General features: G+C 60.3%; 28 protein-coding genes. 18 read left to right on the top strand and 10 right to left on the bottom strand.

Features of this window, described 5'->3' with window-relative positions; all coding sequences use genetic code 11:
- Positions 1-108 precede the first annotated feature (108 nt).
- From CFE428DRAFT_RS20830 to CFE428DRAFT_RS20810, 5 genes are all read left to right on the top strand, one after another.
- Positions 109-975 (top strand): glycoside hydrolase family 18 protein, encoded by an 867-nt coding sequence (locus tag CFE428DRAFT_RS20830; RefSeq protein ID WP_006981623.1) that lies wholly within the window; start codon positions 109-111, stop codon positions 973-975.
- Positions 976-1,324: 349 nt separating this feature from the next.
- Positions 1,325-1,720, top strand: a complete 396-nt coding sequence (locus CFE428DRAFT_RS38285) for a hypothetical protein (protein WP_162145296.1) — start codon at positions 1,325-1,327, stop codon at positions 1,718-1,720.
- 57 nt (positions 1,721-1,777) lie between these two features.
- The gene (locus CFE428DRAFT_RS20820) at positions 1,778-2,371 is read left to right on the top strand and encodes a hypothetical protein (protein WP_006981621.1); all 594 of its coding nucleotides are present in this window, start codon (positions 1,778-1,780) and stop codon (positions 2,369-2,371) included.
- 77 nt (positions 2,372-2,448) lie between these two features.
- Positions 2,449-2,931: a GNAT family N-acetyltransferase gene (locus CFE428DRAFT_RS20815; RefSeq protein WP_006981620.1), complete on the top strand. Its 483-nt coding sequence runs from the start codon at positions 2,449-2,451 to the stop codon at positions 2,929-2,931.
- Positions 2,932-2,975: 44 nt separating this feature from the next.
- Entirely contained in the window at positions 2,976-3,632 is a 657-nt protein-coding gene (locus tag CFE428DRAFT_RS20810; protein WP_042725475.1) for a class I SAM-dependent methyltransferase, read from the top strand.
- 49 nt (positions 3,633-3,681) lie between these two features.
- Here the strand turns inward: CFE428DRAFT_RS20810 and CFE428DRAFT_RS20805 are convergent, their stop codons facing one another.
- Both CFE428DRAFT_RS20805 and CFE428DRAFT_RS20800 read right to left on the bottom strand, forming a co-directional pair.
- On the bottom strand, positions 3,682-4,482 hold the full coding sequence (locus tag CFE428DRAFT_RS20805; protein ID WP_006981618.1) for a DUF2182 domain-containing protein: 801 nt from the start codon (positions 4,480-4,482) through the stop codon (positions 3,682-3,684).
- 31 nt (positions 4,483-4,513) lie between these two features.
- The gene (locus CFE428DRAFT_RS20800; RefSeq protein WP_006981617.1) at positions 4,514-5,131 is read right to left on the bottom strand and encodes a DUF1326 domain-containing protein; all 618 of its coding nucleotides are present in this window, start codon (positions 5,129-5,131) and stop codon (positions 4,514-4,516) included.
- Between the two features lie 295 nt (positions 5,132-5,426).
- On the opposite strand from CFE428DRAFT_RS20800, the gene CFE428DRAFT_RS20795 reads away from it, so the two are divergent.
- The 6 genes from CFE428DRAFT_RS20795 (at position 5,427) to CFE428DRAFT_RS20770 (ending at position 13,735) form a co-directional block, all read left to right on the top strand.
- The gene (locus CFE428DRAFT_RS20795; protein ID WP_006981616.1) at positions 5,427-5,981 is read left to right on the top strand and encodes a thioredoxin domain-containing protein; all 555 of its coding nucleotides are present in this window, start codon (positions 5,427-5,429) and stop codon (positions 5,979-5,981) included.
- Positions 5,966-8,245: a response regulator gene (locus tag CFE428DRAFT_RS20790; RefSeq protein WP_006981615.1), complete on the top strand. Its 2,280-nt coding sequence runs from the start codon at positions 5,966-5,968 to the stop codon at positions 8,243-8,245. Before CFE428DRAFT_RS20795 ends, CFE428DRAFT_RS20790 begins: the two co-directional genes overlap by 16 nt.
- Before the next feature lie 147 nt (positions 8,246-8,392).
- Complete coding sequence (locus CFE428DRAFT_RS20785) at positions 8,393-9,685, top strand: glucose-1-phosphate adenylyltransferase (RefSeq protein ID WP_006981614.1); 1,293 nt, start codon at positions 8,393-8,395, stop codon at positions 9,683-9,685.
- 120 nt (positions 9,686-9,805) lie between these two features.
- Entirely contained in the window at positions 9,806-10,708 is a 903-nt protein-coding gene (locus CFE428DRAFT_RS20780; RefSeq protein ID WP_006981613.1) for an N-acetylmuramoyl-L-alanine amidase-like domain-containing protein, read from the top strand.
- Positions 10,709-10,948: 240 nt separating this feature from the next.
- The gene (gene yajC, locus CFE428DRAFT_RS20775; RefSeq protein ID WP_006981612.1) at positions 10,949-11,281 is read left to right on the top strand and encodes a preprotein translocase subunit YajC; all 333 of its coding nucleotides are present in this window, start codon (positions 10,949-10,951) and stop codon (positions 11,279-11,281) included.
- 48 nt (positions 11,282-11,329) lie between these two features.
- Complete coding sequence (locus CFE428DRAFT_RS20770) at positions 11,330-13,735, top strand: protein translocase subunit SecDF (protein ID WP_006981611.1); 2,406 nt, start codon at positions 11,330-11,332, stop codon at positions 13,733-13,735.
- An 89-nt stretch (positions 13,736-13,824) separates the two neighbouring features.
- Here CFE428DRAFT_RS20770 and CFE428DRAFT_RS20765 read toward each other — a convergent pair whose 3' ends face one another.
- Together CFE428DRAFT_RS20765 and CFE428DRAFT_RS20760 are read right to left on the bottom strand one after the other, a co-directional pair.
- Positions 13,825-14,604, bottom strand: coding sequence for a CE1 family esterase (locus CFE428DRAFT_RS20765; protein ID WP_006981610.1), 780 nt, complete (start codon positions 14,602-14,604; stop codon positions 13,825-13,827).
- Between the two features lie 11 nt (positions 14,605-14,615).
- The gene (locus CFE428DRAFT_RS20760; protein WP_131989492.1) at positions 14,616-15,083 is read right to left on the bottom strand and encodes a hypothetical protein; all 468 of its coding nucleotides are present in this window, start codon (positions 15,081-15,083) and stop codon (positions 14,616-14,618) included.
- Positions 15,084-15,291: 208 nt separating this feature from the next.
- On the opposite strand from CFE428DRAFT_RS20760, the gene CFE428DRAFT_RS20755 reads away from it, so the two are divergent.
- The 6 genes from CFE428DRAFT_RS20755 (at position 15,292) to CFE428DRAFT_RS20735 (ending at position 21,532) form a co-directional block, all read left to right on the top strand.
- Positions 15,292-16,953 carry a 2-oxoacid:acceptor oxidoreductase subunit alpha gene (locus CFE428DRAFT_RS20755; RefSeq protein ID WP_006981608.1) on the top strand — a complete coding sequence of 554 codons (1,662 nt, stop codon included), beginning with the start codon at positions 15,292-15,294 and terminating at the stop codon, positions 16,951-16,953.
- Complete coding sequence (locus tag CFE428DRAFT_RS39045) at positions 16,937-17,098, top strand: hypothetical protein (RefSeq protein ID WP_202797476.1); 162 nt, start codon at positions 16,937-16,939, stop codon at positions 17,096-17,098. Before CFE428DRAFT_RS20755 ends, CFE428DRAFT_RS39045 begins: the two co-directional genes overlap by 17 nt.
- A gap of 134 nt (positions 17,099-17,232) precedes the next feature.
- Entirely contained in the window at positions 17,233-18,171 is a 939-nt protein-coding gene (locus tag CFE428DRAFT_RS20750; protein ID WP_006981606.1) for a thiamine pyrophosphate-dependent enzyme, read from the top strand.
- A gap of 314 nt (positions 18,172-18,485) precedes the next feature.
- Positions 18,486-19,127: a hypothetical protein gene (locus CFE428DRAFT_RS20745; RefSeq protein WP_006981605.1), complete on the top strand. Its 642-nt coding sequence runs from the start codon at positions 18,486-18,488 to the stop codon at positions 19,125-19,127.
- Positions 19,128-19,403: 276 nt separating this feature from the next.
- Positions 19,404-20,789, top strand: a complete 1,386-nt coding sequence (mpl, locus tag CFE428DRAFT_RS20740; protein WP_006981603.1) for a UDP-N-acetylmuramate:L-alanyl-gamma-D-glutamyl-meso-diaminopimelate ligase — start codon at positions 19,404-19,406, stop codon at positions 20,787-20,789.
- The gene (locus tag CFE428DRAFT_RS20735) at positions 20,786-21,532 is read left to right on the top strand and encodes a M14 family metallopeptidase (RefSeq protein WP_006981602.1); all 747 of its coding nucleotides are present in this window, start codon (positions 20,786-20,788) and stop codon (positions 21,530-21,532) included. The genes mpl and CFE428DRAFT_RS20735 overlap by 4 nt, the downstream gene beginning before the upstream one ends.
- Here CFE428DRAFT_RS20735 and CFE428DRAFT_RS20730 read toward each other — a convergent pair.
- The 5 genes from CFE428DRAFT_RS20730 to hprK form a co-directional block, all read right to left on the bottom strand.
- Positions 21,514-22,128: a hypothetical protein gene (locus CFE428DRAFT_RS20730; RefSeq protein ID WP_006981601.1), complete on the bottom strand. Its 615-nt coding sequence runs from the start codon at positions 22,126-22,128 to the stop codon at positions 21,514-21,516. The two genes, CFE428DRAFT_RS20735 and CFE428DRAFT_RS20730, sit on opposite strands and share 19 nt — an antisense overlap.
- 111 nt (positions 22,129-22,239) lie before the next feature.
- Positions 22,240-22,983 carry a putative PEP-binding protein gene (locus CFE428DRAFT_RS40565; protein WP_272941131.1) on the bottom strand — a complete coding sequence of 248 codons (744 nt, stop codon included), beginning with the start codon at positions 22,981-22,983 and terminating at the stop codon, positions 22,240-22,242.
- Positions 22,880-24,010 carry a phosphoenolpyruvate-utilizing N-terminal domain-containing protein gene (locus CFE428DRAFT_RS40560; protein WP_006981599.1) on the bottom strand — a complete coding sequence of 377 codons (1,131 nt, stop codon included), beginning with the start codon at positions 24,008-24,010 and terminating at the stop codon, positions 22,880-22,882. Before CFE428DRAFT_RS40560 ends, CFE428DRAFT_RS40565 begins: the two co-directional genes overlap by 104 nt.
- 35 nt (positions 24,011-24,045) lie before the next feature.
- Positions 24,046-24,354, bottom strand: coding sequence for an HPr family phosphocarrier protein (locus CFE428DRAFT_RS20720; protein WP_006981598.1), 309 nt, complete (start codon positions 24,352-24,354; stop codon positions 24,046-24,048).
- Positions 24,354-25,316 (bottom strand): HPr(Ser) kinase/phosphatase, encoded by a 963-nt coding sequence (hprK, locus tag CFE428DRAFT_RS20715; protein ID WP_006981597.1) that lies wholly within the window; start codon positions 25,314-25,316, stop codon positions 24,354-24,356. The genes CFE428DRAFT_RS20720 and hprK overlap by 1 nt, the downstream gene beginning before the upstream one ends.
- A gap of 194 nt (positions 25,317-25,510) precedes the next feature.
- Here hprK and CFE428DRAFT_RS20710 point away from each other — a divergent pair, with 194 nt between their 5' ends.
- Positions 25,511-25,999: a hypothetical protein gene (locus tag CFE428DRAFT_RS20710; protein WP_131989495.1), complete on the top strand. Its 489-nt coding sequence runs from the start codon at positions 25,511-25,513 to the stop codon at positions 25,997-25,999.
- Between the two features lie 61 nt (positions 26,000-26,060).
- Here CFE428DRAFT_RS20710 and CFE428DRAFT_RS20705 read toward each other — a convergent pair whose 3' ends face one another.
- Complete coding sequence (locus tag CFE428DRAFT_RS20705) at positions 26,061-26,510, bottom strand: type II toxin-antitoxin system VapC family toxin (RefSeq protein ID WP_042725438.1); 450 nt, start codon at positions 26,508-26,510, stop codon at positions 26,061-26,063.
- Between the last annotated feature and the right edge of the window lie 91 nt (positions 26,511-26,601).

Below are 26,601 nucleotides of genomic sequence, written 5' to 3'. Positions count from 1 at the left end.
ACGGTTCACCAACGACCGGGCCCGATTTCGGGCCCGGTCGTATTTTTTAGCGTTTCCTCACTTCTGCGGCGAGGCTAACAACTCATCACCTCTCCGGCGTTATTTAAGATGCGTTTCACTATCCTGCTCTGCTTCCTCACGGTTTGTTTCGCTCGCCCGGCCTTCCCGCTCGCCGCCGAAGCGCCCCTCCACGGCCTCTGGGTGTGGAAGACGCCCTCGGTCCTCATGCCCGCGGGCGCGGCCGAGAAGCTGCGCGATTTCGCGAAGGCCCATGACATCAACGAAATCTATGTCTCCGTCTCGCGCCGCGACGACCTTGCGCACGAGGCCCCGCTCATCGCGCTCATCGACCGACTCCACCAGGCGCACATTCGTGTCGAAGCTCTGCTCGATAGCATCGACGCCGATGAAGCGGGACAACCGCGCGATTCCTTTCTCGCCCTCGCCCGCACCATCGTGCAATTCAACGAGACGCACCCGCAAAGCCGTTTCGACGGCATCCACCTCGATATCGAGCCGCACCAGCGCGCGGAGAATAAAGGCGCCGGCAACCTCGGCTTTCTCTCGGGCCTCATCGAGACCTTCCGTGGCGTGCGCGCCATCGCCGGCGCCGCGCATCTGATCGTCGATGCAGACATTCCCAACAAACTCCTCAAAGGCGACCTCGAGCAACGCAAGGCGCTGCTCAACTCCGTGGATCGCGTGACGCTCATGCTCTACGAACTCAGCAGTCCGGATGATGGAAAGAGCGACGATTCCAAGGTGCGCAAACTCCAGAACGCCGCGGAGCGTTACCTCTCGATGGCCTACGCCGGGCTCGATGACACGCATCTCGCGCCCATGATCATCGGCCTGCGCACCCCCGACTATCGCGACAAGCTGCCCAACATGTTGAAGAGCGTGGACGAACGCCAAAGCGCCCAGTCGCATTATCTGGGGTGGGCGTGGCATTGCTATAACGACCAGCTCAAGTAGGCTGCCGGCCAGAAATGTCTGGCGGTCATGCATACGAGTAAGGTCCACGGAAATGCCCGAATCTCCCACTCCTGAACCACCCTCTCTCCCGCCGCAGCCCACCGCTCGCACCAAAGGCCTCACGTGGCCCCGATTTTTCGCGGCACTCTTTTTAGTGCTGACAATTAGCACAGCAGGCTTGGCTGTTGGGTCTTATCGAGCGGGCCTCGCCGGAGAAATACCACCATACAATCTCTTCGTTCTCATTCTCCTCGCGTATCCCATTGTAGGAGTGGTCCTGATGGCAGTGGACGGAAAGCCATCTCGTTGGCTCCGCCCGGCAGCGGTCATTTTGACGTTCGCTCTTTATTTGAATATCCCCGCTTACTTCCCCGATTTTCGGGATCTTTATTTACAAGGCCTCGCGGAACGAGTCCGTCATGCGGACCTGAAACCGGTAAAACGTTGGGCGGCTACCCGTATCCCACAAAACGGTAATGGGGGATGGAATTCCGTCGACGAGAAGGAGATACCAAACGACGTCTGGCAGGCGATTCCTCTGAAAGGATTGGGTGGGCCGCGCTTCAATTTCTTCCGACCGAAGGAAGATTGGATCCTGAGGATCACCATCAGAGGAGGCGGCTTCACTTCGTCTGGCGGCAGCGGCGTAATTTTGACCTTGGGAAAGGACGTGGACCCAAGCACAATCGATATGACTCACCGCGCTCTGCGGGTCTCTCCAAATGTGTGGGTTTTCGAGGGTTAGCGGAAGCAACGCGACGTCACAGAATCCACGACCATTTCACCAGCCACTCCCCTTTCCATGTCTGATACGTCCCCCACGCCTCCGCCGACCTCAATCACCCTCTGCGACATTGTCACCGTCCTCATTCGGCTCCTCGCAATCGAATTCGGTCTTTCTTCGCTAAGCGGTCTCACTTGGTTCTACGGTCCACAACTGAGGGACCGTTTTCATCAGCCGACCAACTTGTTGGTTTTCGACGCGGTTCTTCCCATTGTCTGCCTCCTCATTGTCTATTGGCTCTGGTGCCTGGCCGGATGGGTCGCCCGACGCGTGACGAAGGGGCACAACGCCGCGCTCTCCGCAACGCAACTTACCCTGCTCGATCTCTACAGCTTCGGCTTTTTCCTCGTCGGCCTGTACGTGGCCGTCACCAATTTTGGTCCTTCGCTCACTTGGCTGCACTACACCCTCTCCCACAGTTCTACCGAAGGCCGGCTCACTCCGCAGCAGGAAGGCGATTTCTATACGCTCTTCAAATATCTCGTGAAGCTGATCGTCGGCCTCGCGCTCGTTTTGAATGGTCGCAAACTCGCGACAAAGCTCATCAAGCGTTACCACGCGCCAGCCGCGAAGCCGTCGGGCGAAAACCAAGACACTGTCAACCCTGCATGATGACCAAGCCCGGTAGCGAATCCTGAAGATTCATCCGCCAGATGGCATCTGGATAGCTGAGAGAATAGGAACCACTCGTGAACTCCGCCCCAAAACCCCTCCTGGCAGGCCCGCCCTGCTCCATCCGACGCGCTACGGGAGCCGATGCGCCGGCTATCGAGGCGCTCTACCGCGAGCTCGTGTCAGACGGTGACATTCAAGTGTTGCCGGAACACCTCGCGGCGCTGGCGGAATCGAGCACCAGCTTTCTCCTCGTCGCCAAGATCGACGATACGGTCCATGGCACCGCGCTGCTCACGTTGTGCCCGGACGTAATGTATGGCACGCAGTCGTTTGGCGTGATCGAAAATGTCGTCGTCGCGCCGGCGAAGCGCGGTCGCGGACTCGGGCGAAGTCTACTGCTGCAGATCGAGCAGATCGCGACGCATCACGGCTGCAGCAAACTCATGCTGCTCAGTAACCGCACGCGCCGGGATGCCCACGTATTTTTCGGGAAGTGTGGCTTCAATGGCGAGACCAAGCGCGCCTTCGTAAAGTATCGCCGGCAATTTGTGGAGTAGGAGTATTGCCTTGGATCGAAGGATGAAGGATGAAAGCGGGACTGATGTCCGCCGACACCAAACTCATCGACTATTATCGTCAGCGCGCCAGCGAGTACGAGCGCATCTATAACAAGCCGGAGCGGCAGGAAGATTTGGCGCGGGTGAAAAAGCATCTGCGGCGGGAATTGGGCGGACGACACATCCTCGAACTGGCCTGCGGCACCGGTTATTGGACCGCCGCGATTGCCGAAGTCGTCGCCTCCGTTCACGGCCTCGACGCCAATGCGGAAGTGCTGAAAATCGCCCGGTCGAAACAGTTGGACCCGACTCGCTTCACGTTTGCGCGCGGGGACGCCTTTTCGCCGCCTCGCGATCCCGGCAAGTTCACCGCGGGTTTTGCCGCCCACTGGTGGTCGCATGTCCCTTTGGCCCGGCTTCCGGCGTTTCTCGAGGACTTCCACGCTGCGTTGCAACCGGGTGCACGGGTCGTCTTCATGGACAATCGCTACGTGCCCGCCAGCAGCACGCCGATCTGCCGGGCCGACGCCGCCGGCAATACCTACCAACAGCGCCAACTGGATGACGGCACCTCGCACGAAGTCCTGAAAAACTTCCCGACCGCCAATCAACTCCGAGACATCCTGCAGTGCTATTCCAATTCCGTGCGCATCGTGGAATTCACCTATTTCTGGTGCGCGAGCTATGACCTCGCCGAATGACGAGCTTGCACGGTTCCGGGAAGCGATGGCGAAATACCTGTAAGCGCCATCAGGCTGGCGGACTGGCGAGGATCCATCCACCCCACGCAACGCAGCCGGCGCCTACCACCCGGCAAAACCATTCCCCGCGTGGCAGCATTTTCTCCAGCAAAACGACGAGCGTAATCGCCGCCACCCAGAGCAGATTCATCACCCCGGCGATAAAAAGCAGCGCCATGAGCAACCAACAGCAGCCGGTGCAATGGACGCCGTGCTTGAGTCCCATGGCCAACGCGCCGCCGCGCCCTTCGCGCCAATCACCGAGCAGAAAGCCCAGCGGCGAGTTGCAATGGCGCAAACAGGCGCGTTTCCACGGCGTCCATTGGAAGATGCCGGTGACCATGAGCAGCAATCCGCTCAGGATCGTGCTGTTGCTCTTCATCACCGGCGAGAGCAATGCGGCCCCATGCAACCCCCACTGCGCGAGCGCGGCGATCAAGCTGAACCCGCACCAGACGATGAGATAACCAAGAACGAAAAGCCCGGTCGGCACGAAGGGCCGCTCCTGCTCGCGGCGCTGACGATTGACCCGCGCAAACGTCAGGATCATCGGGGTGGCGGAAGGGATCATCATCGCCACCATCATCTCCGCCCACATGAGAAACAGCGGCACGATGGCGAATGGCGACCACGGCTGGGTATCGGGTCCCGACATCGCTATCCCGGCGCACTGGCAAATCCCGGTCTGCGCCATTCCCTGCGCCTCGCGAATCATGTAACCCCACGCCAGGCCGGCGACGCCGGTCAGCGCCACGATCACGATCACGCGATCGTGACGCAGCGTGGCTTCCAATCGATCGGGAAAAGCCATCGCCTGCGGAGAATCGTCGGCTGCGGACGGATCAGTTCCCGTAGTTCACCCGCGTCACGAACGCCGCCTTGTCCGGCCATGAAAATTGCAGTCCCGGCGCATTGATACGGCACTCCTTTCCCGAAGTTGCTTCGGCGCTTTTGAAAATGAAACCGGTGGCGTGCTCCACGCGCACGGATTCCGGTTCGCCAGTCACTGGATTTTTGATCGGCTCCATGGCCACGGCCAGGGCATTGCCGATCCGCACCGAACTTTCGCGTCCGTTCAACTGAAAATCAACCGGCGCAAAGATGGGATCGAGCACCTTGGAAATGGTGGTAGCGAGGATTTCAAAAGGCAGGCCGCCAGCCTGGCCCGAGCAGATCGTCAGCAACGCTTCCCGCTGCTTCGCGTTGGCCCGTTCATCGATCAAGACCACGAGCGTTCCGTTACCCTCGTGAATCGCGTTCGGCCAATGGGCCGCGAAACCGACGGTGATACCATCGAGTTGCACATCGCCAAAATGCCCCTGGATAATCCGCCAGGCACCGGTCCCTTCACAAAAGCCGCGCGTCGGTGGCGCGGAGAATTCGCAGGGACAACCATAGTCACAATTGCACGCCTGGAGGAAATCGGCCTCGAACGACCACTTGGTCTGCGGCGCATTCATACCGCAAATGTGCGACACTTCGTTTGAGAAAACAAATCGTAAATTGGATGTCCGAGGTTGGGATCGGAGTTGGCTGTTTAATCAGAGTCTTCCCTTACATTTCACATCGATGACTGCTGCCCCCTCGGGCGCTCCCAAGCCACCTTAACCATTATAAGGGAAAAACCGTAGGCTTTGGCGTCGACACGAGCATACAGATTGATATGTATGTTTACGCATCGCAGTGAAACTTTTATCGCGCCCATCCACTCTCTGTCTGTTATGGCTGCTCACAGCCGTGGCCGGGCTTTGCGGAATGGCCCGCTATGAACACACTGCGGGTGCGACGGGGCGAACGCCGCAAAACTGGCCGACGGATTCGACGGTCGCCCTCGACCATTTCCACGCCACGCTCCTCATGTTCGCCCACCCGAAGTGCCCTTGCACCCGGGCCAGTCTCGAGGAACTCAATCGGCTGCTCACGCATTGCCAGGGGCAGGTGACCACGCACATCCTGTTCTTCACTCCGGAGGACGCCGCGACGGATTGGACACAGACCGGTTTGTGGCAAAGCGCACGGGCGATTCCGGGACTCCGTGTGGAGGCGGACTTGGGCGGCCGCCAGGCTGCGCGCTTTGGCGCCGAAACGTCGGGCTATGTCGTTCTTTACGATCCGCGTGGGGAACTGCTCTTCCACGGAGGAGTCACCGCCGCACGCGGGCACGCCGGAGACAACACCGGAGAAACGGCGATCGCCGCCCTGCTGGGCGCCAGGCAGGCGGAGACCGAGCGCACGCCGGTTTTCGGTTGTACCCTGCAGAATCCGGAGCGCGCTTCCCAATTTGGAGTCGAGGCATGCATCAAGCCATAGCCACTGTCCCGAAGGCCTCCGGCACCGTCGAAGCACGTCGCGCGGAACTCTTCGAAGAGCAAAAGCAAAACATCATCCAGCACACGGACTGGATCTTTGCGCGTCTCATGCCCCTGCAATGGATCGGCGGGATCATCGTCGCGCTTTTCGTCTCGCCACGGACCTGGGCGGGCACGGAGAGCCAGATTCATCCCCATATCTGGGCGGCGGTGCTGCTCGGCGGCGCCATTACCAGCCTTCCGGTATTCCTCACGCTCAACCAACCTGGGAAAGCGCTCACCCGCCATACCGTGGCCATCGGCCAGATGCTCATGTCGGCCCTGCTCATCCACCTCACCGGCGGGCGCATCGAGACGCATTTTCATGTCTTCGGCTCGCTCGCCATCCTGGCGTTTTATCGCGACTGGAGGGTCCTGATGTCCGCCACCACCGTGGTTTACATCGATCATCTGGCGCGCGGGTATTTCTGGCCGCAATCAGTCTACGGCGTGCTGGCGGCGCCGGTCTGGCGCTCGCTGGAACATGCCGCGTGGGTCATTTTCGAAGTGGCCTTCCTGGTCATCTCCATTCGCAAGAGCCAGAGCGAAATGTTCAGTGTCGCCGCGCGCCAGGCTGAGCTCGAGGCCTTGAACGCCAACATCGAGGGCGTCGTGGAGGAGCGCACCGCAGAATTGATCCGCGAAAATGCCGAGCGCCGGCAGGCCGAGCAGCGACTCAAGAAAAGCCAGGCGCAGCTCGCCCAGGCGCAGCAGATCGCCCACGTGGGAAGCTGGGAATGGGACATCGTCGCCGACAGCGTCACCTGGTCGGATGAAACCGGGCGTCTCTACGGCCAGCGGTCGGAAGACCTGGGCTCGCCGATGGCCAAATGTTTTCAGCGGGTCCATCCCGAGGACGCCGTGTGGGCCCGGTCGATCATGGAAGAAGCGATGCGGAACCTGAAGCCCTTCGAATGCGAGCATCGGGTCGTCACACCCGGAGGCATCGAGCGCGTCATTCACAGCCGGGGCGAGATCGTTGCGGATGCCAGAGGCCGGGCCATCCGGATGATTGGCACTGCGCAGGACATTACCGCGGCCAAGAGGGCGGCGGAAGCATTGCGGCAGAGCGACGAGAAGCTGCGGCAATCGCAAAAGATGGAGGCCGTGGGCCGGCTCGCGGGCGGTGTGGCCCATGATTTCAACAACCTGCTGACCGTGATCACCGGCTATAGCGATTTGCTCCTGCGGGAGCTGAGCGAGGCCAATCCACTGCGCGAGGACGCGGAGCAAATCCAGCACGCCGCTGCGCGAGCCGCGGCGCTCACCCGCCAGTTGCTGGCCTTCAGCCGCAAACAGGTCCTCCAGCCGCGGGTGCTGGAATTGAACGGCGTCGTCGCCAATATGGGCGCCATGCTGCGGCGCCTGATCGGGGAAGACATCGAGCTACGCACGTCTTTCGACTCCCTGCTCGGCCAGGTCAAAGCCGATCAGGGGCAGATCGAGCAGGTCATCCTCAATCTCGCCGTCAACGCCCGTGACGCCATGCTCCACGGCGGAAAGCTCACCATCCAGACGGCCAATGTCTACCTGGATCAGAAGTCCGTCGCCCGCAATCGCGAGCTCGAGGTGGGCGAGTACGTCATGCTCGCCATCAGCGACACCGGCGTGGGCATGAGCGAGGAAATCCAGGCGCATCTTTTCGAGCCGTTCTTCTCCACCAAGGGCGTCGGCAAGGGCACGGGGCTCGGTCTGGCCACCTGCTATGGCATCGTCTGCCAGAGCGGCGGCGACATTCGCGTCTACAGCGAGCCGGGCACCGGTTCCACCTTCAAGATCTACCTGCCGCGCCTGCTCACCTCGTCCGCGGAGATTTCGACCCCGAAGGCGTCGGGAGAACTGCCGCGCGGCCAGGAATCGGTCCTGATGGTCGAAGACGACTCCTCCGTGCGCAAGCTCGCCGCCTCGCTCCTGCGCAGTTGCGGCTACCAGATCCAGGAAGCGGTGGATGCGATCGAAGCCCTCGCCATCATCGATCGCCATGGGGCCTTCGACCTCGTCATCACCGACGTCATCATGCCGCAAATGAGCGGCAAGGAACTTTACAGCAAAATCATGCAGCGAGCACCGGGCGCCCGGGTTCTGTTCATGTCGGGCTACACGGATGACGCGCTCGCCCACCACGGAGTGCTCGATGAAGGTTTGCACTTTCTCGAAAAGCCCTTCTCGCCAGCCCGGCTCGCCCAGAAAGTGCGGACCGTTCTGGACAACACCGCCGGCGAGTAAAGCGGTTGATACACTTTGATCGGCCTGATCAGAACAACGACTGCGCGACGCCCGGCCTCGTTGCATTTCACGTAAATGACTGGTGACAACCGCGGGCGGGCTCTGGCAGGCTCCCGCCGCGGTTTTTTCCCTGATTTTTAAGCCTCTATGCAACTTTCCAACTGGCCTTCCATCACCGAACAGACGCTCGCCATCATCATGGGTGGCGGTGCCGGCACGCGTCTCTTCCCGCTGACCAAGGAACGCTCCAAACCTGCCGTGCCGCTGGCCGGCAAATACCGCATCGTCGACATTCCCGTCTCGAACTGCATCAACTCCGGCCTGCGCCGCGTCTACGTCCTTACGCAGTTCAACTCCGCCTCGCTGCACAAGCACATCCACTCGGCGTTCAAGTTCGACAACTTCTCCCGCAGCTTCGTCGAAATCCTTGCCGCGCAGCAGACGCCCACGGACACGAACTGGTATCAGGGCACCGCCGACGCCGTGCGGCAGAACCTCCGCGATTTCCTCCAGTATCCGTATCAGTATTTCGTCATCCTCAGCGGCGACCAGCTTTACCGCATGGATTACCGCGACCTGCTCGAGCAGCACATCGACACGAAGGCGGACATGACGCTGGCCACGATCCCCGTCGGGCGCGAGGCGGCCACCGACTTCGGCATCATGCACACCGATGCCAATCGCCGCGTGGTGCGCTTCGAGGAAAAGCCGAAGACGCCCGAGTTGCTCGATGCGCTGAAGATTCCACCCACGCTGCTCAAGGAACTCGGTCAACCCGCCGACGCCGAACTGTACCAGGCCTCGATGGGCATCTACATCTTCAACCGCGAAGTGCTCATCAAGGCGCTGGACAACGACTGTGTCGACTTCGGCAAGCACGTCATCCCGGGCATGATCAAAAGCTCCCGGGTGCACAGCTACATCTTCCAGGGTTACTGGGAGGACATCGGCACCATTCGCGCCTTTTTCGACGCCAACCTCCAGCTCACCGACCGGGTGCCGGAATTCAATTTCTTCGACACCACCGCACCGATCTACACCCACGCGCGCTTCCTTCCCGGCAGCAAGATCAACGGCGCCACGGTGAAGCAGGCGATCATTTCCGATGGCTGTATCATCGACGACGCCCACATCGAGCATTCCGTCATCGGAGTCCGCAGCTACATCAAGGGCGGCACGACCATCCGCAACAGCATCATCATGGGCGCGGACTTTTACGACGTCGACAAGGTCAACAAGGCCGGCGACGTCGAGCTCGGCATCGGCCGCAATTGCGTGATCGACCACGCGATCATCGACAAAAACGCCCGGATCGGCGACGGCGCCGTGATTACGCCGGACGGCAAGCCCGATAACTGCGATGGCCCGAACTGGTACGTGCGCGACGGCATCGTCGTCATTCCCAAGGGCGCGGCCATTCCAGCGGGGACTTGGATTTAGGAAACTGCCGAATGACGAAATCGCGGTATCGGTGAATTCCTCGTCATTCGCATTGGAAAATTCGCCATTCGTCATTTGAACAGCCCGCGCGCCCTCCTGTCACACTTTCCGCCCTGTCCCATGCCCAAGCTTTCCTCCTTCCTCCGCCCCCTCATCGCCGCCTGCATGTTCGCTTTGGTCGCGCCGGTCGTCACACCGTCGCACGCCTCGGGGCTGCCGTTCGATACCGTCTTCAAGGGCCGCAAACAGTTCGACGCCCTCGTCGCGCAGGCGGACAAATGGAAGAACCTGCCGATCGGCCAGCGCGTGGCGGAGATTGGCCGGGCGCAGGCCGGCACGCATTACAAGAGCTTCACCCTGGAAATCGATAACCGCATCGAGGCGCCGTCGGTGAATCTCACCGGGCTCGATTGCTGGACCTTCTTCGAAACCTCCCTGGCCTTTGCCCGCATGCTCGATGAGCCGAAGGAAAATTGGACGCCGCAGACCATGCTCAAGTACATCGAGCTCGACCGCTATCGGGACGGCAAATGCACCGGCAGCTATCTCTCGCGGCTGCACTATCTCGAAGACTGGCTGCATGACAACAACCGCCGCGGCATGGTCAAGGACCTCACCCGCGATCTTGGCGGTGTCCCCGCCGCGCATGATGCCGTGGAGATGACCAAGGCCTGGAAGAGCTACCGCTACATGGCCCACAACCCCGACCTGCGCGCTGGCATCGCCCAGATGGAAGCCCGCGTGGCCAGCGAGCCGCTCTACTACATTCCGAAGAGCCAGGTCGCCGGTATCGAATCGCATCTGCAATCCGGCGACATCATCGGCGTCTGCTCGCACGACGGCGCGCTCATCGGCACCTCGCATGTCGGCCTCGCCTACCGGACGAACGACGGCGTCCTGCATTTCATGCACGCCTCCGCCCCCCACAATTACGGCAAGGTCGTCCTCGACCAGCGGCTCTCGGATTACCTCTACCATTTCCGCAGCGACGCCGGCATCATGGTCGCCCGGCCGTTGAAGTAGCATCAGGTAAGCGCCTGATTCCGAATCCTTAATCTTTAATCCTTATTCCTTAATCGTTAATCCTCCCCGCGAAGGGATTAAGGATTAACGATTGAAGATTACGATTAGGAAAAAGCGCAACCCGCCCTCTGGACCGCTCACGGAATTCCTTGGACAATCCCCGGGCGCTGCCTAATCTTCCGCTCCCGTTTTTCCGGCGGCTGTGGGCTGCTGTAGGACGGCTTTTGCCACTCTCCATTCATGACTTCATCGATTTTCCTCACGCTCGCTGACACCGCCACGCCCGCCGCCGGGCCCTCGCCGCTTTCCTCCATCGTTCCCTTCATCTGCGTCGGCGTCATCTTCTACTTCCTCATCATCCGCCCACAAAACAAGCGCCAGAAAGAGCTCAGCTCCCTCGTCTCCACCCTCAAGACCGGCGACAAAGTGGTCACCAGCAGCGGCATCCACGGCATCATCGCCAATGTCAAAGAAGGCAGCACGCTGATCCTGAAAATCGCCGACAACGTGAAAATCGAGCTCGATAAATCGGCCATCGCCTCTGTGGAAAAGGACAAGTCGTCCGACTCCTAATCTCCCCTTTCCTCTCACCCCCACCTCCACTCTTTTCTTCGTCTCCCGATGGACCAAAACGTCGCTATATTCCTCTTTGGCCTGCTCTTGATGGTGTTGTTCGCTTGGTATTTTTTCACCGATAGCGAGCGGGTAAAACGCAACCTGGGCACTCTGCTCGCCATCCTGCTCACCGCTTTCTGCCTATGGGAGGTCTCTCCTCCTCGTGACATCAAGGATGCCAACGGCAATATTCTGACGGCAGGTAAGATCCATCTCGGTCTCGACCTGCAGGGCGGCACTTCCTTCCTCATCCGGCTCGATCCGCCGGCGGATGACAAGGGCGTAAAGAAGGACATCACCAAGGATATGGTCGATCAGGCCATGGAGGCCATTCGTAAGCGCGTCGACCAGTTCGGCGTCAGCGAACCGATCATCACGCCGCAAGGCACCGACCGTATTCTGGTGCAGATCCCCGGTCTCGATCAGGGGCAGATCGCCGATGCGCGCGAGCAATTGAAGAAGGTGGCGAAGCTCGAGTTTCACCTTGTGAACCCGCAAAGCCAGGCGCTCGCCCAGGCGATTGAAGCCGGCGTCCAGCCCACTCCGCATGGCTACACCTTGGTGGATACCTCCATGGAACGCAACGGCAAGCCGGTCGAAGGCAAGCTGCTGATCAAGAACACCGCCGATCTGCTCGGCTCCGATGTCACTCACGCTTACGCTTACTACGACGGCCAGTGGGGCGTCGCCCTGGAATTCAACAGCAAGGGCGCTGACCAATTCGCCAAGCTGACCGCGCAGGTCGCCCGTGAACATTCGCAGATGGCCATTCTCCTCGACGGCAAGGTGCAGTCCGCGCCGACCGTGGACGAGAAATACGCGACCGCCGGTATCGTCGGTGGCCGCGCGCAGATCAGCGGCGGCAGCATGAGCGAGAAGGAAGCGCGCAACCTCGCCAGCGCCCTGCAGAATCCGCTGCAGACCCCGGTGCAAATCGAGGAAGAACGCAGTGCCTCCTCCACCCTCGGCCAGGACGCCATCAATAGCGGTATCACCGCGGGCATCGGCGGCTTGGTCCTCGTGCTCATTTTCGTGGTCATCTACTACCGCTTCGCCGGTCTGGTCGCGGTCGTCGGTCTGGTCATCAATATCATCGTGCTCTTCGGCGCGATGGCCATGTTCGGCTTCGTGCTCACGCTGCCCGGTATCGCGGGCGTCATTCTCACCATCGGCCTCGCGGTCGATGCCAACGTGCTCATCTACGAGCGTCTGCGCGAAGAAATGGCCGCCGGCAAGACCCTCGCCTCATCCATCAATGCCGCTTACGACAAAGCGTTCACCGTGATCTTCGACGCGAATGCCACCACGCTCATCACCGCTGCCATCCTTTTCTGGCAGGCGAGCGGCCCGGTGAAAGGCTTCGCCGTGACGCTGGTCGTCGGCATCATCGCCTCGGTCTTCTCCGCGATGGTCGTCACCCGCATGCTCTTCTCGTGGGCATTGAAGATCGGCTTCCTCAAGCGCATCACGATGCTCCACCTCATCTCCGGCCAGGGCGTCGACTTCATGAGCAGGCGCTTCCTCTGGATCGGCATTTCGGTGACGGTCGCAGTGGTCAGCATGATCGGCTTTGCCGTGCGCTTCCCGAACAACCTCGGCATCGACTTCAAGGGCGGCGACCTGCTCATGCTCAAGTCCGTCAAGCCGGTGGAAGTGGCCGATATCCGCAAGCACATCGAGGAACTGAAGATCGAAGACGTCGCCATCCAAAAGGAAACGGACCCGTCGTCGCACAGCGAATTCATCGCCATCCGCAGCCCCATCGATACGGGTGACAAGATCGAAGCCCACCTCAAGGAAACGATGCCGGACACCGGCTTCAGCGAGCACAAGAAGGATAAGGTCGGCAAGATCGTCGGCGGCGAACTGGCCAAGAGTTCGCTCATCGCGCTCGGCCTCGGCATGCTCGGTATTTTCCTCTACGTCACGATGCGCTTCGAAGCGTCCTTCGCGGTCGGCGCGCTCGTCGCGCTGCTCCACGACGTCATCATCACCGTGGGTCTCTTCTCCATCTTCGGCCGCGAGCTTTCGCTCATCATGGTCGGCGCGATTTTGACAATCGCGGGTTACTCAATCAACGACACCATCGTCGTCTACGACCGGATCCGTGAAGGCCTGCACAGCGGCCGACGCGGTTCGATTCAGTCGATCATGAATGCGTCGATCAACGAAACGTTGAGCCGCACGCTGCTCACCTCCGGGTGCACCCTGCTCTCCGTGGCCGCGCTCTACATCTTCGGTGGTCCGGTGCTGCACGACTTCGCGTTCGCCATTCTCATCGGCATCGTGGTCGGAACTTATTCGTCGATCTTCATCGCCTCGCCGATCGTGTTGTGGTGGAGCGGCCACAAGCCCGGCACCGCGCACAATACTCCGAAGGTCGAAGAGACGCCGAAGATCGCCACGGCGTAAGGTTCCCTATTCTTCCTGTTCTTCTCATTCCTCCTATTTCGCTGAATAGGAGAGATAGGAAGAATAGGAGTTATGGGAGAGAGCGCTTTTCACAGTCGCAGCGTCTGCTGCTTGAGGAACTCGATCATGAGCTTTCGCGTGACCGGCGGCACCGCATGGCCACCGGAATGCACAAAGGCCACGACCGGCGCTCCTGCACTGGATTCGTAGCGCATCGTTCGCGGATCACCGGACGCTTTGCCTTCCCTCGCGCAACCGTTGATCTCCCGCAGCATCGCGATGGTCTTGCGCTGCTCGGCGAAGGGCACGCGATCGTCCTTCTCTCCAGCCACGACGAACACCGGTTTCGGCACCGTCATTTGTAACGGCGCCCGGATCGCCGCCGCACAGGGCACAAACCCCGCGAAGAGATTCCCGCGCTGAGCCCAGAGGATGTAATCGAAGAATCCGCCATTGGAAAAACCGGCGGCATAGATGCGCCGGTCATCCACGCGAAACTTCGAGCGCATCGTGCGCAACATGGCATCGAAGAACTTCAAGTCGCGGTCGCGCATCTCGCCCGGTTGATGCTGCCAGCCACGCCGCTCCCCTTTCGGATCGCTGGCCGACGGCGTCGGCAAGCCCTGCGGAAATACCACGATCGCTTCCGGCCATAGCGTCTGAAACGGAAACTGCTCGGTGGCAAACCACGCATTATCGCCATGTCCGTGGAAGACAAAGATCAGCGGCGCCTTCGCCCCCTTCGTCTGCACCGCCGGCGGATAAACGATCGCCGCCCGTTCCTCGCCCACGATGTGCCAGCCGATGATCTTTGGCTCCACGGCGTTCGCTGTGCACAGCCCCGCCATCACCCACAGTGCGCCCAGCATCGCGCAGCTCCTCATTTGCTCCCTTCGGGCTCTGGCAATGGGACAGTTTTTCTTCTCACCTGGATTCCGTTTACGTTGAAAGAACCGCGGCGGCTTCCCGTCTCCGGCGCATCGCTGTGGTGCGGATACTTGGGATCCGAAGACCACGTTACCAGGACCTCTCCCCGGTCACTGTCTCGCATTTCGATTCCATACGATTCGAGCAACGTTTTGCGGATCAACTCGACCGCTTCCTTCAGCGGCAACTCCTTCTCCCGATCGACGGTCACCCAAGCCTGTATTTGGACATCCATCAGCACCGGTTTCCGGACCAACCGTCCATAAAACGCCAGCACGTCACGCAGGTCGGTTTTGGGAAAGTTCAATCGCACCAGTGTCCGCTCGTCCTCCGCCTGCAGAAGCGCGCTTCCCGAAAGCAGGCAGGCCAGCATTCCTATCAGGAAGACAACCGAAGTAGGAACTGACGAAACGCCGGCCATAGGCCGGGCAGTATAGTACGTCGAATTGGCAAGGCAAACCAGAAGCCCGATTTCCCTCTATATCCCCCCTCCCATCACTCCGGTGCATTTCAGCCTCCGCTTGACGAATCAGCCTCTACTGGTAGCGTCCAAAGCCTACCAAAAGTCTGCGCCCCCCAGGTTGAATCCCCCAAAGATTGCCAGTGGCGTCCGATTGTCCCCTATTGCCATGAGTGATTCTACTGTAGCTCCCACCCCAGTTCCTAATTCCCCCCGCGTTTCTCAAGTCTCCGAAGCCGTCATCCGGATCGCCGGAAATTCGCAAGATGGTATCCAGGCCATCGGCGGCTTCCTCGCCCGCCTCGCCGGCCGCAGCGAACAGGAAGTCATGACCTTCATGACCATTCCCGCCACCATCTCCGGCGGCCCCTCCATTTTCCAGGTCCGCATGAGCTCGGGCGAAGTGCTCAGCGCCGGCGACGAAGCCGACCTGCTCCTCTGCTTCTACGACCACAGCTACGCGAGCCACATCGGCTCGCTGAAAAAGGGCGGCATCGTCCTTTACGATTCCGATCACGTGAAGCCGAAGGAAGAACTGCTCACCATGTATCACCACGTCGGCGTGCCGATCTCCTCGCTCACCGTCGAAGCCATCGGCGGCACGGGGCGCGACAAGGGCAAGAATATCTACGCTCTCGGCCTGCTCGCCCGCATGTTCGATCTCAATGTGCCGAAGCTCACCAAGCTCATCGATGAGCGCTTCGGCGGCAAGGATCCGACCATTGTGCAGAATGCCCTGGACTGCTTCAATTCCGGCTATGGCCACCAAGTGCAGGGCCTTCTCGAATCGTTCCAATTTCATCCCAGCGAAAATGCCGGCCGCGCGCAGGTGGTCATGAGCGGCAACGAGGCGCTGGGCTATGGCATTCTCGCCGCCGGCGTCCGCTTCGGCGCGGGATATCCGATTACTCCATGGAGCGACATCATGGAACTGCTGCGCCGCGAGTTGCCGAAATACGGCGGCACCTTTGTCCAGACCGAAGACGAAATCGCGGCCATCTCCATGGCCATCGGCGCCAGCTACGGCGGGCGCGTGGCCGTGACCGGGTCCAGCGGCCCCGGCGTCTCGCTCAAGACCGAGGCGCTCGGCTGGGCCAGCATGGCGGAAATGCCGGTGGTCATCATCGATGTGCAACGCGGCGGCCCAAGCACGGGCATGCCGACGAGTGTCGAGCAAAGCGACCTGAACATCGCCGTCTTCGGCGGCCACGGGGACAGCCCGCGCGTGGTGCTGGCGCCCTCGAGCGTGGAAGACTGCTTCTACACGGCGATCGAAGCGGTGAACATCGCCCGCAAATACTCGACCCCGGTGCTGCTCCTCACCGACCAGGGCATCGCCACCCGCATCGAGGCGTTCCCCTATCCCGATCTCGAGAAGGTCTGCCAGGACATCTCGCCCGATCTTACTCCCGTGGTGGATCACAAGCCTTACGACCTCTCGGCCCCCGACGGCATCACGCGCCACGTCGCGCCCGGGACGCGGATCGCCAGCGGCAAATACCCGGTCGTCACCGGCCTCGAACACAATGAGCTCGGGCATCCGGGCGGTTCCGGTAAAAACCACATGGACATGAATGCCAAGCGCCGCAACAAGCTGCGCAAGCTCGCCGAAGAGTTGCCTGTGCCGCAGGTCTACGGAGCGAGCGAAGGCCACGTCCTGCTCGTTGGCTGGGGTTCGAGCAAGGGTCCGATCGAGGAAGCGGTGAAACAGTCGCGCAAGCACGGCGAGGCTATCTCCTCCCTGCACTTGAAGCACCTCAATCCGCTGCCCAACGGCTTTGGAGAAAATCTTCAGTGGCTTCACCCACGTCATCGTGGTCGAACTGAATGACGAAGGCCTCTACGGCTACGGCCAACTCTGCACCGTGCTCCGCGCGCGCTACTGCGATCCGCGCATTCGCGCCGTGACCAAGACCGATGGCCTCACCTGGAAGGTGAAGGAAATCCTCCAGCACGTTCTCACCCTTACGAAGTAGCCCACTTCCTTAATTTTTAATCTTTAATTCTTAATCCTTAATCTCGGTCGAAAACCGGAACGGATAGGAGGATTAAGATTAAGGATTAAAGATTACGATTAAGATTAAGAAACTCCCCTTTCCCCGAAAATCTCATGAGCACTCTCATCCTCCCCCGCACGACCAACGCTCCCGGCGACGTTCCCGATCTGCCGGATTCTGAACGCAAGCCGCTGACCAAGAAAGAAACCGCTGCCGATCACCCGACATGGTGCCCGGGCTGCGGCGATTTCTCCGTCCTCGCGCTCTATTACAAACTCATCGAGAAGCACCAGAAGCGGCACGAAGATATCTGCACCGTGGCCGGCATCGGCTGCTCGTCGCGCTTCCCTTATTTCGTTCAGGCCCACGGCGTGCACTTCATCCACGGCCGCGCGCTGGCCTTTGCCAGCGGCGTCTCGCTCTCGCGCCCCGACCTGCATGTCTTCGTCTTCGGCGGCGACGGTGATGCCTTCTCCATCGGCGGCAATCACTTCAACCACACCGCACGCAAGAACGTGAAGCTGACCTACGTGGTGATGGACAACCACGTCTACGGCCTGACCAAGAAGCAGACCTCGCCCACCTCCCCCATCGGCTTCAAATCGAAGACCGACGTCTGGGGTTCGACCGATCGCCCGATCAACCCGATGAAGCAGGCCATCGCCGCCGGCGCGACCTTTGTCGCCCGCAGCGCTGCCTCAAACATCCCGCACCTGCTCAAGTGCATGGAAGCAGCCATGGCCCACGACGGTTTCTCTTTCATCGAATGCCTCAGCGAATGCGTCGAGTTTTACCCCGGCGCCTTTGACGGCTCGATCCCGCGCAAAGGCGGCGTCTTCCCAGAAGTGCCCGCCGACCACGACGTCACCGACGAATACGCGGCCTACAAGCTCTCCGACGCGCCTGCGCCCGGTATCTTTGGCATCTTCTACAACGTCAATCGCCCGACCAAAAACGCCAACGAAGCGAAGATCATCGCCGAGAACCGCACCAAGGTCGAAGGCCTCGCCGACTGGCAGATCCTGAAGAAGAACTTCGATCGGATGAAGTAGCGTTCGCTGGTAGAACCGGCCCAAACGCAGTCTGGTCCCCGCGGCGGGATCGAAAAGAAAACACTCGTCATCCTGAGCCTGCGAAGGACCTCTGATCTCTGCCTTCCTTCAAACTTTCGGCGGAGAATGGCACGAGGGATTTCACAGCAACCACCGCGCAAGATGCCAGAGCAAGATCAGAGGCTCTTCGCTTCGCTCAAGAATGACGGCGTTTTTGGGAACGCTTCGCGACGTTCCCGGCGGCAGCTCTTCGAAGCGATGGCTCACTTTGCAGCTGCGTTATCTCCCGCAACCTTGATAGGCTCCCTTGCGGTATGATTTCTCTGAAGAAGCGTGCAGCCTGGGGCATGGCTATTAGCGTGGTCTGCCTCGTGGCAGGGATTGCACTCCTTTGCTTCACTCATGATTCACTCGAGCAAGGGCTTAAAAAGAGTTTTGCGGACATCGATAAAACCAACGAAGGCGACATCCCCATCAAGTTGGTCGTCGGGGTTCTGCCTTTGATGGGGGGTGGCGCGCTCACTGTGCTCGGTTTCATCCTCTTCCCCGTTTTCCTCGCCACTTGGATCCGAAATCCGCCACCCGGATCCAAGCTGGGCTTCCGTGGTTGGAAAACGCCGGATCAAATGACTGAAAGCGACGTGGCTCAGGATAAAGCCTGGAGAGCGATTCTCTGGGGGCTACTCGCCACCCAGTCGTGGATCCTGCAAATCTGCATCGGCGGCTATCGCGGACTCCTTTTGCCTGGGTCTTTTGCCATCAAGATCCTCGTGACCCTGATCGTCATTTGCATCGTCCTTTACGCACTGGGTATCCGCCTTTGCCGTCGGCGCGATCCGGCCGGCGTCGCAGCCGCTCCGTGGTCATGGAAATTGGCTCTGGCACTCAACTACGGAGGTCTTCTTGCCTTCATTTGCTTCATCGGCAAGGTGCTTTTCCTCCGCTCCCGCGCTTAAATTTTCCTATCTCCGACGAGATCCTCACAACCACGGTGCCTGAACTCCTGGTCGGGTGATAAGCATTTCTACGATATGAATTTTATCCTGAAGCGGCCATGGACAAAGGCCTTCGTCGTAAACTTCGGAGGACTTCTCATCTTCCTTTTTGCCGGCAGCACGCTCTTCCTCGTGCACTCCCACATCTAGTTTTTTACAGCCAGTCGGCGGCATCCTCACCACCACCGTTGCGCCTTTTCCTCAAGCCCGCTAGCTTCAACGGTTCTTTCCCGAATCATGAGCCAGGACTTCCGTCACATTCACTTCATCGGCATTTGCGGCACCGCGATGGGCGCCGTCGCCGCGGCGATGCGCGAGCAGGGTTACATCGTCACCGGTTCGGACGCATCGGTCTATCCGCCGATGAGCACCTTCCTGGAGAGCAAGGGCATCAAGCTCAGCGAAGGTTACAAGCCGGAGAATCTGCCCGCCAATGCCGACCTCATCGTCGTGGGCAACGCCATTTCGCGCGGCAACCCGGAGATCGAGGCGGTACTCAACCGCAAGCTCTACTACCTCTCCTTGCCCGAGACGCTGAAGCAATTCTTCCTCCGCGGGAAACACAACCTCGTCGTCACCGGCACCCACGGCAAAACGACCACCACTTCGCTCCTCACCTGGATCTTGAAAAGCGCCGGGCTCAATCCCGCTTACATGATCGGCGGCATCGCCAAAAATCTCGGCCAGGGCGCCAGTCTGCACGATGCCAGGCACGTCGTCCTCGAGGGCGATGAATACGACACCGCGTTCTTCGACAAGCGCTCGAAGTTCCTGCACTACCTGCCGGAACTCGTCATCGTAAACAACATCGAGTTCGACCACGCGGATATCTTCGACAATCTCGACGCGATCAAACTCAGCTTCCGCCGCCTGCTCAATATCGTGCCGGAAAGTGGCATGGTGCTCATCAACGGTGACGACAAGAATTGCATCGACGTCGCGGAGAACTGCCGCGCGCAGCTTGTGGAAGTCGGCTTTTCGGCGAACGCCTCGCGGCACATCAAAGACGTCGCCTACGATGCGCACGGGTCGGCCTTCACACTGCTCGACACCCGTTTTACCATCCAGATGGTGGGCGAATACAACGTGCGCAATGCCGCCATGGCCATCAGCGCCGCCCACTTCTACGGCATCCCGCTTTCCGCCATCGCCAAGGCCGTCGCCGCTTTCGAAGGCGTGAAGCGCCGGCAGGAAGTGCGCGGTGAAGTGCGTGGCATGACGGTGATCGACGACTTCGGGCATCACCCCACCGCCATTCGCGAGACGCTGCGCGGGCTGCGCCATCAATATCCCAGCCGGCGCCTCTGGGCCATTTTCGAACCGCGCTCGAACACCACCCGGCGAGCCGTCTTCCAGCACGAACTCCCGGCCGCGCTCGGCGAAGCGGATGGCGTGATCCTCGCCCAGGTCGCGCGCATGGATCAACTCGCCGCCGATAACCGCCTCGATCCGGCCAAGGTCGTGGCAGACATCGCCGCCACCGGCAGACCCGCCTTCTACGAACCCGACGTTACGGCCATCATCGCCCGCCTCAAGCCGCTGGTGAAGGAGCGCGACGTGATCGTCATCTTGAGCAACGGCGGCTTCGGCGGCATTCACGAGCGTTTGCTGAAGGAGCTGTGAGTCACCGCGCCCATGACTATCGCTACCTCATCGAGCGGTGGCGTGCGGTGGCACGGAAGACCGGCATTCCGCTGCGCTCGCTGGGCCGGACGGATGGCTTCGAGCACTTTTATTTGCGCACTCCGGCGCTGACCGCGAGCGGCGGAATCTATTTTTCCGCCGGCATCCACGGAGACGAGCCTGCCTCCACGGAAGCGCTGATCACTTGGGCGGAACAACAGGGCCGCAAGTTGCGCGACCTGCCACTCTTCCTGTTCCCCTGCCTCAATGCCTGGGGCCTGGTACAAAACGTTCGCCTGACCCTGCAGGGTGCGGACCTCAACCGCAGCTTTCACCGCACCGACATTCCCGTGATCGAGGCCGTGAAGAAAGCGGTCGCCGGACATCAGTTCGATGCCGCGGTGATGTTGCACGAGGACTACGATGGGCAAGGTGTTTATCTTTACGAAGTTCAGCGCCTTCAGCCGTATTGGGGCGAGGCCCTGCTTACGGCCGCACGGGTGCATCTACCCACCGACCCACGTCCGAAGATCGACGGTCGCATGGTCGCCAACGGCATCCATCGACGGCGCATTGACCGGCGACGTTTCGCGCGCATCGGCTATCCCGAAGCCGTCTGGCTGCACCTCGAACACTCCGCGCGCAGCTTCACCGTCGAAACGCCCTCCGAATTCGCGCTGGAGTTGCGCGTCGCCGCGCACATCGCCGTGATCGAGGACGTGATTTACCGCGTGAGGCGGTAGAAAATGAGCGGCTTGCCGCCGAACAGCCTGGCCGGATCGCTGGCCGCGACGAATGCAGCCAGGCGTTCTGTCGAGTCCGTCAACAAGACGTTTTTTCCGGTCGAATCGGATCTTACAGTCCCATGTAATTTGCCGGATTTGATGGCCTGCGCGAGGAAATCGGAATTGGCAAACCATACCTGGATGTCGCCGGACCAATTCACTTCATAACGCGCAAAGCCGTAGAGCGAGGCATGGTCTTTACTCACCGCATCTCCCACCTCCATGAAGCTGATGTAGTCGTGCACGCCAAGATGGGTGGTGAGCGCCCGATACGTGGTGCCCTTGAGACCATCTCCGCGGCGATGCTCGAGATTCAAGACCTCCAGCCACGGCGTCACGCTGATTCGGCCACGGACATTCGTCTCCCGATAATGGAAATGCCAGGTGCTGAGATCATCATCCTTCTTCTCCCGCTTCTGGACATAGACGCCCCCGAGACGTCCATCGACGGTCGAGGTCGACGGCGTGGAAAGCGGATTCTTCGATTCCGGCAGGCAGCTGGCGAGGAGCAGGCTGGCGGCAGCCAGCAACGCGGGGACGAGTCGAATGTTCATTTTTGCGGTGATGGGACGGTGCTTTGTTTAGCACTCTGTTAAGGAAACGTCGGAGAAGGGCCGAATCTTTCGCTTCTTTTTGATGTTTGGGGGAAAATCGGAGCCGCGGGGCTAGAGCAACTCCGGATAATGGGCGCGCGCCACTTCCTCGCACTTCGCCAGGATGGCATCGGCGCTATCGAGACATTTGATATCCTCAATCAACTTCAGGCACGCGGCAATATCCAGCGCCTGCACCGCACGCTTCACGCGCGGCACCAGGGCCGCACCGGTGCTGAGTTCGTCCACGCCGAGTCCGAGCAGCAGCGGGGTGAGCGCGATGTCGCCGCCCATTTCGCCGCAGACGCCGACCCAGAGATTGTGCGCATGCGCCGCGTCGACGGTCATGCGAATGAGGCGGATGATGGCCGGATGCGTGGGCTCGTAGAGATGGGCGATGTGCTCGTTGAGGCGGTCGACAGCGATCGAATACTGGATGAGATCGTTCGTGCCGATGCTGAAGAAATCGACCTCGCGCGCGAGGATATCCGCCGCGATCGCCGCACTCGGAATCTCGATCATCGCGCCGACTTCCATCTCCTCGTTGAAGGGCTTGCCCTCCGCGCGCAACTCCTGGCGGCATTCCTCGAGGATGACATTCGCGCGCCGCAGTTCATCCACGCCCGAGATCATCGGATACATGATCTTGACGTTACCCACGGCACTGGCCCGCAACATGGCGCGGAGCTGCGTCTTGAAAATATCCACGCGCTCAAGGCAGAAGCGGATCGCCCGCCAGCCGAGGAAAGGATTGAGCTCCTCGGGCATGTGCAGCGCGCTCATGAATTTGTCGCCGCCGAGGTCCAGGGTGCGAATGATGACGCTGTGCGGCAGCACGCTTTCGGCCACCTTGCGGTAGGGCTTTGTATTGCGCTTCCTCGCTCGGGAGCTCGGATTTGCCGATATAGAAAAATTCCGTGCGATACAGCCCCACGCCCTCGGCGCCGCTCAACTGCACCTGTTCGAGATCCTCCGGCAGCTCGATATTCGCGGAAAGCGTGACGTGACGTCCGTCCAGCGTGGTGGAGACGGTCTCACGGAGTTGCGTCAGCTTCTCCTCGACCTCCGTCTTCTTGACCTCCAGCTCGCCGTATTCCCACAGCGTCTGGTCGCTGGGGTTCACGATCACGAGGCCATTGTAGCCATCGAGCAGGATGTGATCGCCCGTGGCCAGTTGCGAGCTCGCATCGTGCAAGCCGACAACCGCCGGGATATTCAGCGACCGCGCCATGATCGCCGTATGCGAAGTCTTGCTGCCGATATCGGTGGCAAACCCGAGCACGAGCTGCCGATTGAGCTGCGCCGTATCGGACGGCGCAAGATTGTGCGCGATGAGAATGTGCGGCGTGGTAACGCTCGCTAGGTCACGGCTCTCCTTGCCCATGAGGTTGCGCACCACGCGCCGGGTCACGTCGTGAATATCGAGCGCGCGTTCGCGCAGATACGGGTCGTCGATCTCGCTCAGCGTCTTCGCATAGCGCCCGGCGACGTTTTGAAAGACGTACTCCACGTTCGTCTTATCGCGGGCCAGCGTGCGCAACACTTCATCGATCAGCGTGCGATCCTCGACCACCAGCAGATGCGCATCGAAGATGCCGGCATCCTTCGCGCCGATGGACTCGGCGATGCGATGCTGCATCTCCAGGATCTGCGTGCGCGTGGCGATGAGCGCCGCCTCGAAGCGCGCGATCTCTTCCGGGATTTCCCGTTCCTCGATCCGCCTCAGCGCCGGCGTCTCGTCTTCGGGACGGTAAACGAAGATCGTGCCGCGAGCGATACCCGGCGAAACGCCCACGCCATGGAAGCGTTTCTCCTGATTTGGGCCGGCGGCGTCATTGCTCATGAGTGGGGAGGATGAGCGGAAAGGGCGCGTTGCCGTCAATCCTCATCGAACTTGCGGAGGACGATTCCCTCGATTTCCTCGAGCGCCTTGTCCCCATCGGGGCCCTCGCAAGTGATGAGCAGCTTCGAACCCTGGCCGGCGGCCAGCATCATGAGACCCATGATGCTCTTGCCGTTCACTCGCTCGCCATCCTTCTCGACCCACACTTCACACTTAAAGCGGCTCGCCGTCTTCACGAACATCGCCGAGGGGCGGGCATGCAGACCGAGTCGGTTGATAATCGTCAGCTCTTTCGCTGTCTTGGACTGGGAGGCAGTATCGGGTTTACGGCTCAAAAGGCCCATTATTGCTCTTTCTTCTTTTGCATGAGGTTTAGCAGACGCTGATTGAATTCCACCGCGCTGTTCTGGCCCGTACTCTTGAGTTTCTGGTCCAGCGCAGCCACTTCCACGAGGCGAGCCAGGTCGCGGCCCGTTCTCACAGGAATGGTGACGTGTGGGATCAGGATATCGAGTAGCTCGAAAAACTCCTGATCCAAACCAATTCTATCGACGTCTTCGAGTTCCTGCCAATCCTTTAGTGTCACGATCAAATCCAGGCGCTTTTCGTGCCGGACGGACCCGATGCCGAAAATGGACATGACGTTGATGACCCCCAAGCCACGGATCTCCATGTGGTTGCGGGTCAGGTCCGGCGATGTGCCGACCAGTTCGCGGCCCTCCAGCGCCCGAAAGCGGGTCATGTCGTCGCTCACCAGGCTGTGCCCGCGCTCGATCAAGCCAAGCACGCACTCGCTCTTGCCGATGCCGCTCGAGCCGCGGATCAGCGTGCCCACGCCCATGATGTCCATCATGCTGCCGTATTCGCTCTTCGTTGGGGCGAAGTCGAATTCCAGCGCCAGCGTCGCCGCGTTGATGAACTTCATCGTCACCATCGGCGTGCGAAAGACCGCGATCCCCGCTGCCTCGGCTTCCTCGGTCAGGGCCGTAGGGGGCTTCGCGCTACGCGAAACAACCAGACAAGGGATCTGCCTCGAGCACAGAGCTTTGCAGCGCGCCCGGGCGTCGGCTTCGGAAAGGCTTTTCAGGTAGGAAAGCTCCGCGCTGCCGAGCACCTGGATGCGGCGGTCGGCGAAATAGCTGAAGAACCCGGAGAGGGCCAGGCCCGGCCGGTTGATGGTGGGTTCGCGGATGCGGCGATCGAAGCCAACCGTCGGCCCGATCAATTTCATCTGCAGCGACTCGGAATGGCGGGTGTAAAACTCGCCGACGGACAGATTGGGGTGTTTGGCCTCCGAGGAACTCATCAATCACCCACTCTAGTCACCGGCAAAAACCAGCCGAAAGCCGAAAATGCAAGGAAAGTGCTTTTCCGAGATTTTCATTCGTGATCCGGGACGCCGTGACCGTGATCGCCGGCCAATAGAACCTTGCCGCCCGCCCTCGTTTACGTTGATATTAAACCCGCATGGGCTTCCCGAGTCTTCCGGTTAATGACGTCGTGTTGGCGTTCGCCGCCATCCCGCAGCACCTGGTGCTGGCCGCGGCAGCCGTATCGCCGGGTGATGCCTTTTACATCACCAAAGCGATTTACCTGGTTTTCTTCGCTTTCCGGATGGTCATGCGCCTGTTCACGGGACGCGGTTTGAATACCACCTGGCTGACGCTCCTCATCGTCGCCGGGGCGGCGATCTTTGGCCTCTCTGCCACATGGAAAAACGTTCCGCAAAGAACCGCGCAATCTGCCTTCACACCCGACCAAATGCGCAGCGTGCAGACGGTGGTCACCAACTACATGCGCGCTCACGCCAGCTCGCCTTCCTCGATTCAGTTCGAGGATTGGTCTGGCCTGGAAAACAACGGCGCGGATTGGTCGGTGATCGTTCGCTACAAAGTCCTGCAACGCTCCGGCGATTGGAGCAACGCGACCGTCCGCTTCACGATCCGCGGAGGAACAGTGACCGACGCGCACGTTCTGCGGCAGAGCTAGGTTTGATTGGATAGCTGCCCGCGTACCGGGGCGAGTGCGCAGGAAAATGCGCCGATTGGCGTTACCTGCGCGGCCGCAAAATGTGCAGCCCAGCGGCATCCGCCAGTGCTTCTTGTTCTCGATCGAAGGTCACAAATGCGCCAACCTCAGTTTCGATGGCGATGGCCACGTGGAATAAATCCATGCCACGAATCGGGATATCAAGCCCATGCTTCGCGCTTATCCCACAGGCCGTCCGGATCGCGTTCCTCCAGTCAAACTCTACGTGAGACCAGTAGCCAAGCCGTATTTCTCTTTCCAAAAGGCGAATCGATTCATGAGCAACGCCAGCCAGAATCAAATCCGCGCGTTCAAGTTGACGAAGCGAGTTAAAAACTTCGACGCGCTGCCACGGCGTCCAGACAATTTCGATCTCCGGCCAGAGGTCGAAAACTCGAATCGCGAGTTCATGGTTTACGTCACTGGTGATTTTACAAGCGATCCACCAGGACGTATCCGCATAAACTCTCACTTCTTCAACGTGCGCAAGAAGGCGGCACCATCAAATTTCCCCTTACCCCCAGATATCGCACGTGCCTCTGCAATTTCGCGCGTCATATGCG

The sequence above is a fragment of the Chthoniobacter flavus Ellin428 genome (genome assembly GCF_000173075.1).
GTDB lineage: Bacteria > Verrucomicrobiota > Verrucomicrobiia > Chthoniobacterales > Chthoniobacteraceae > Chthoniobacter > Chthoniobacter flavus.
Note: the sequence above shows the minus strand (reverse complement) of the source record. Positions and strands in the feature narration are given on the sequence as shown.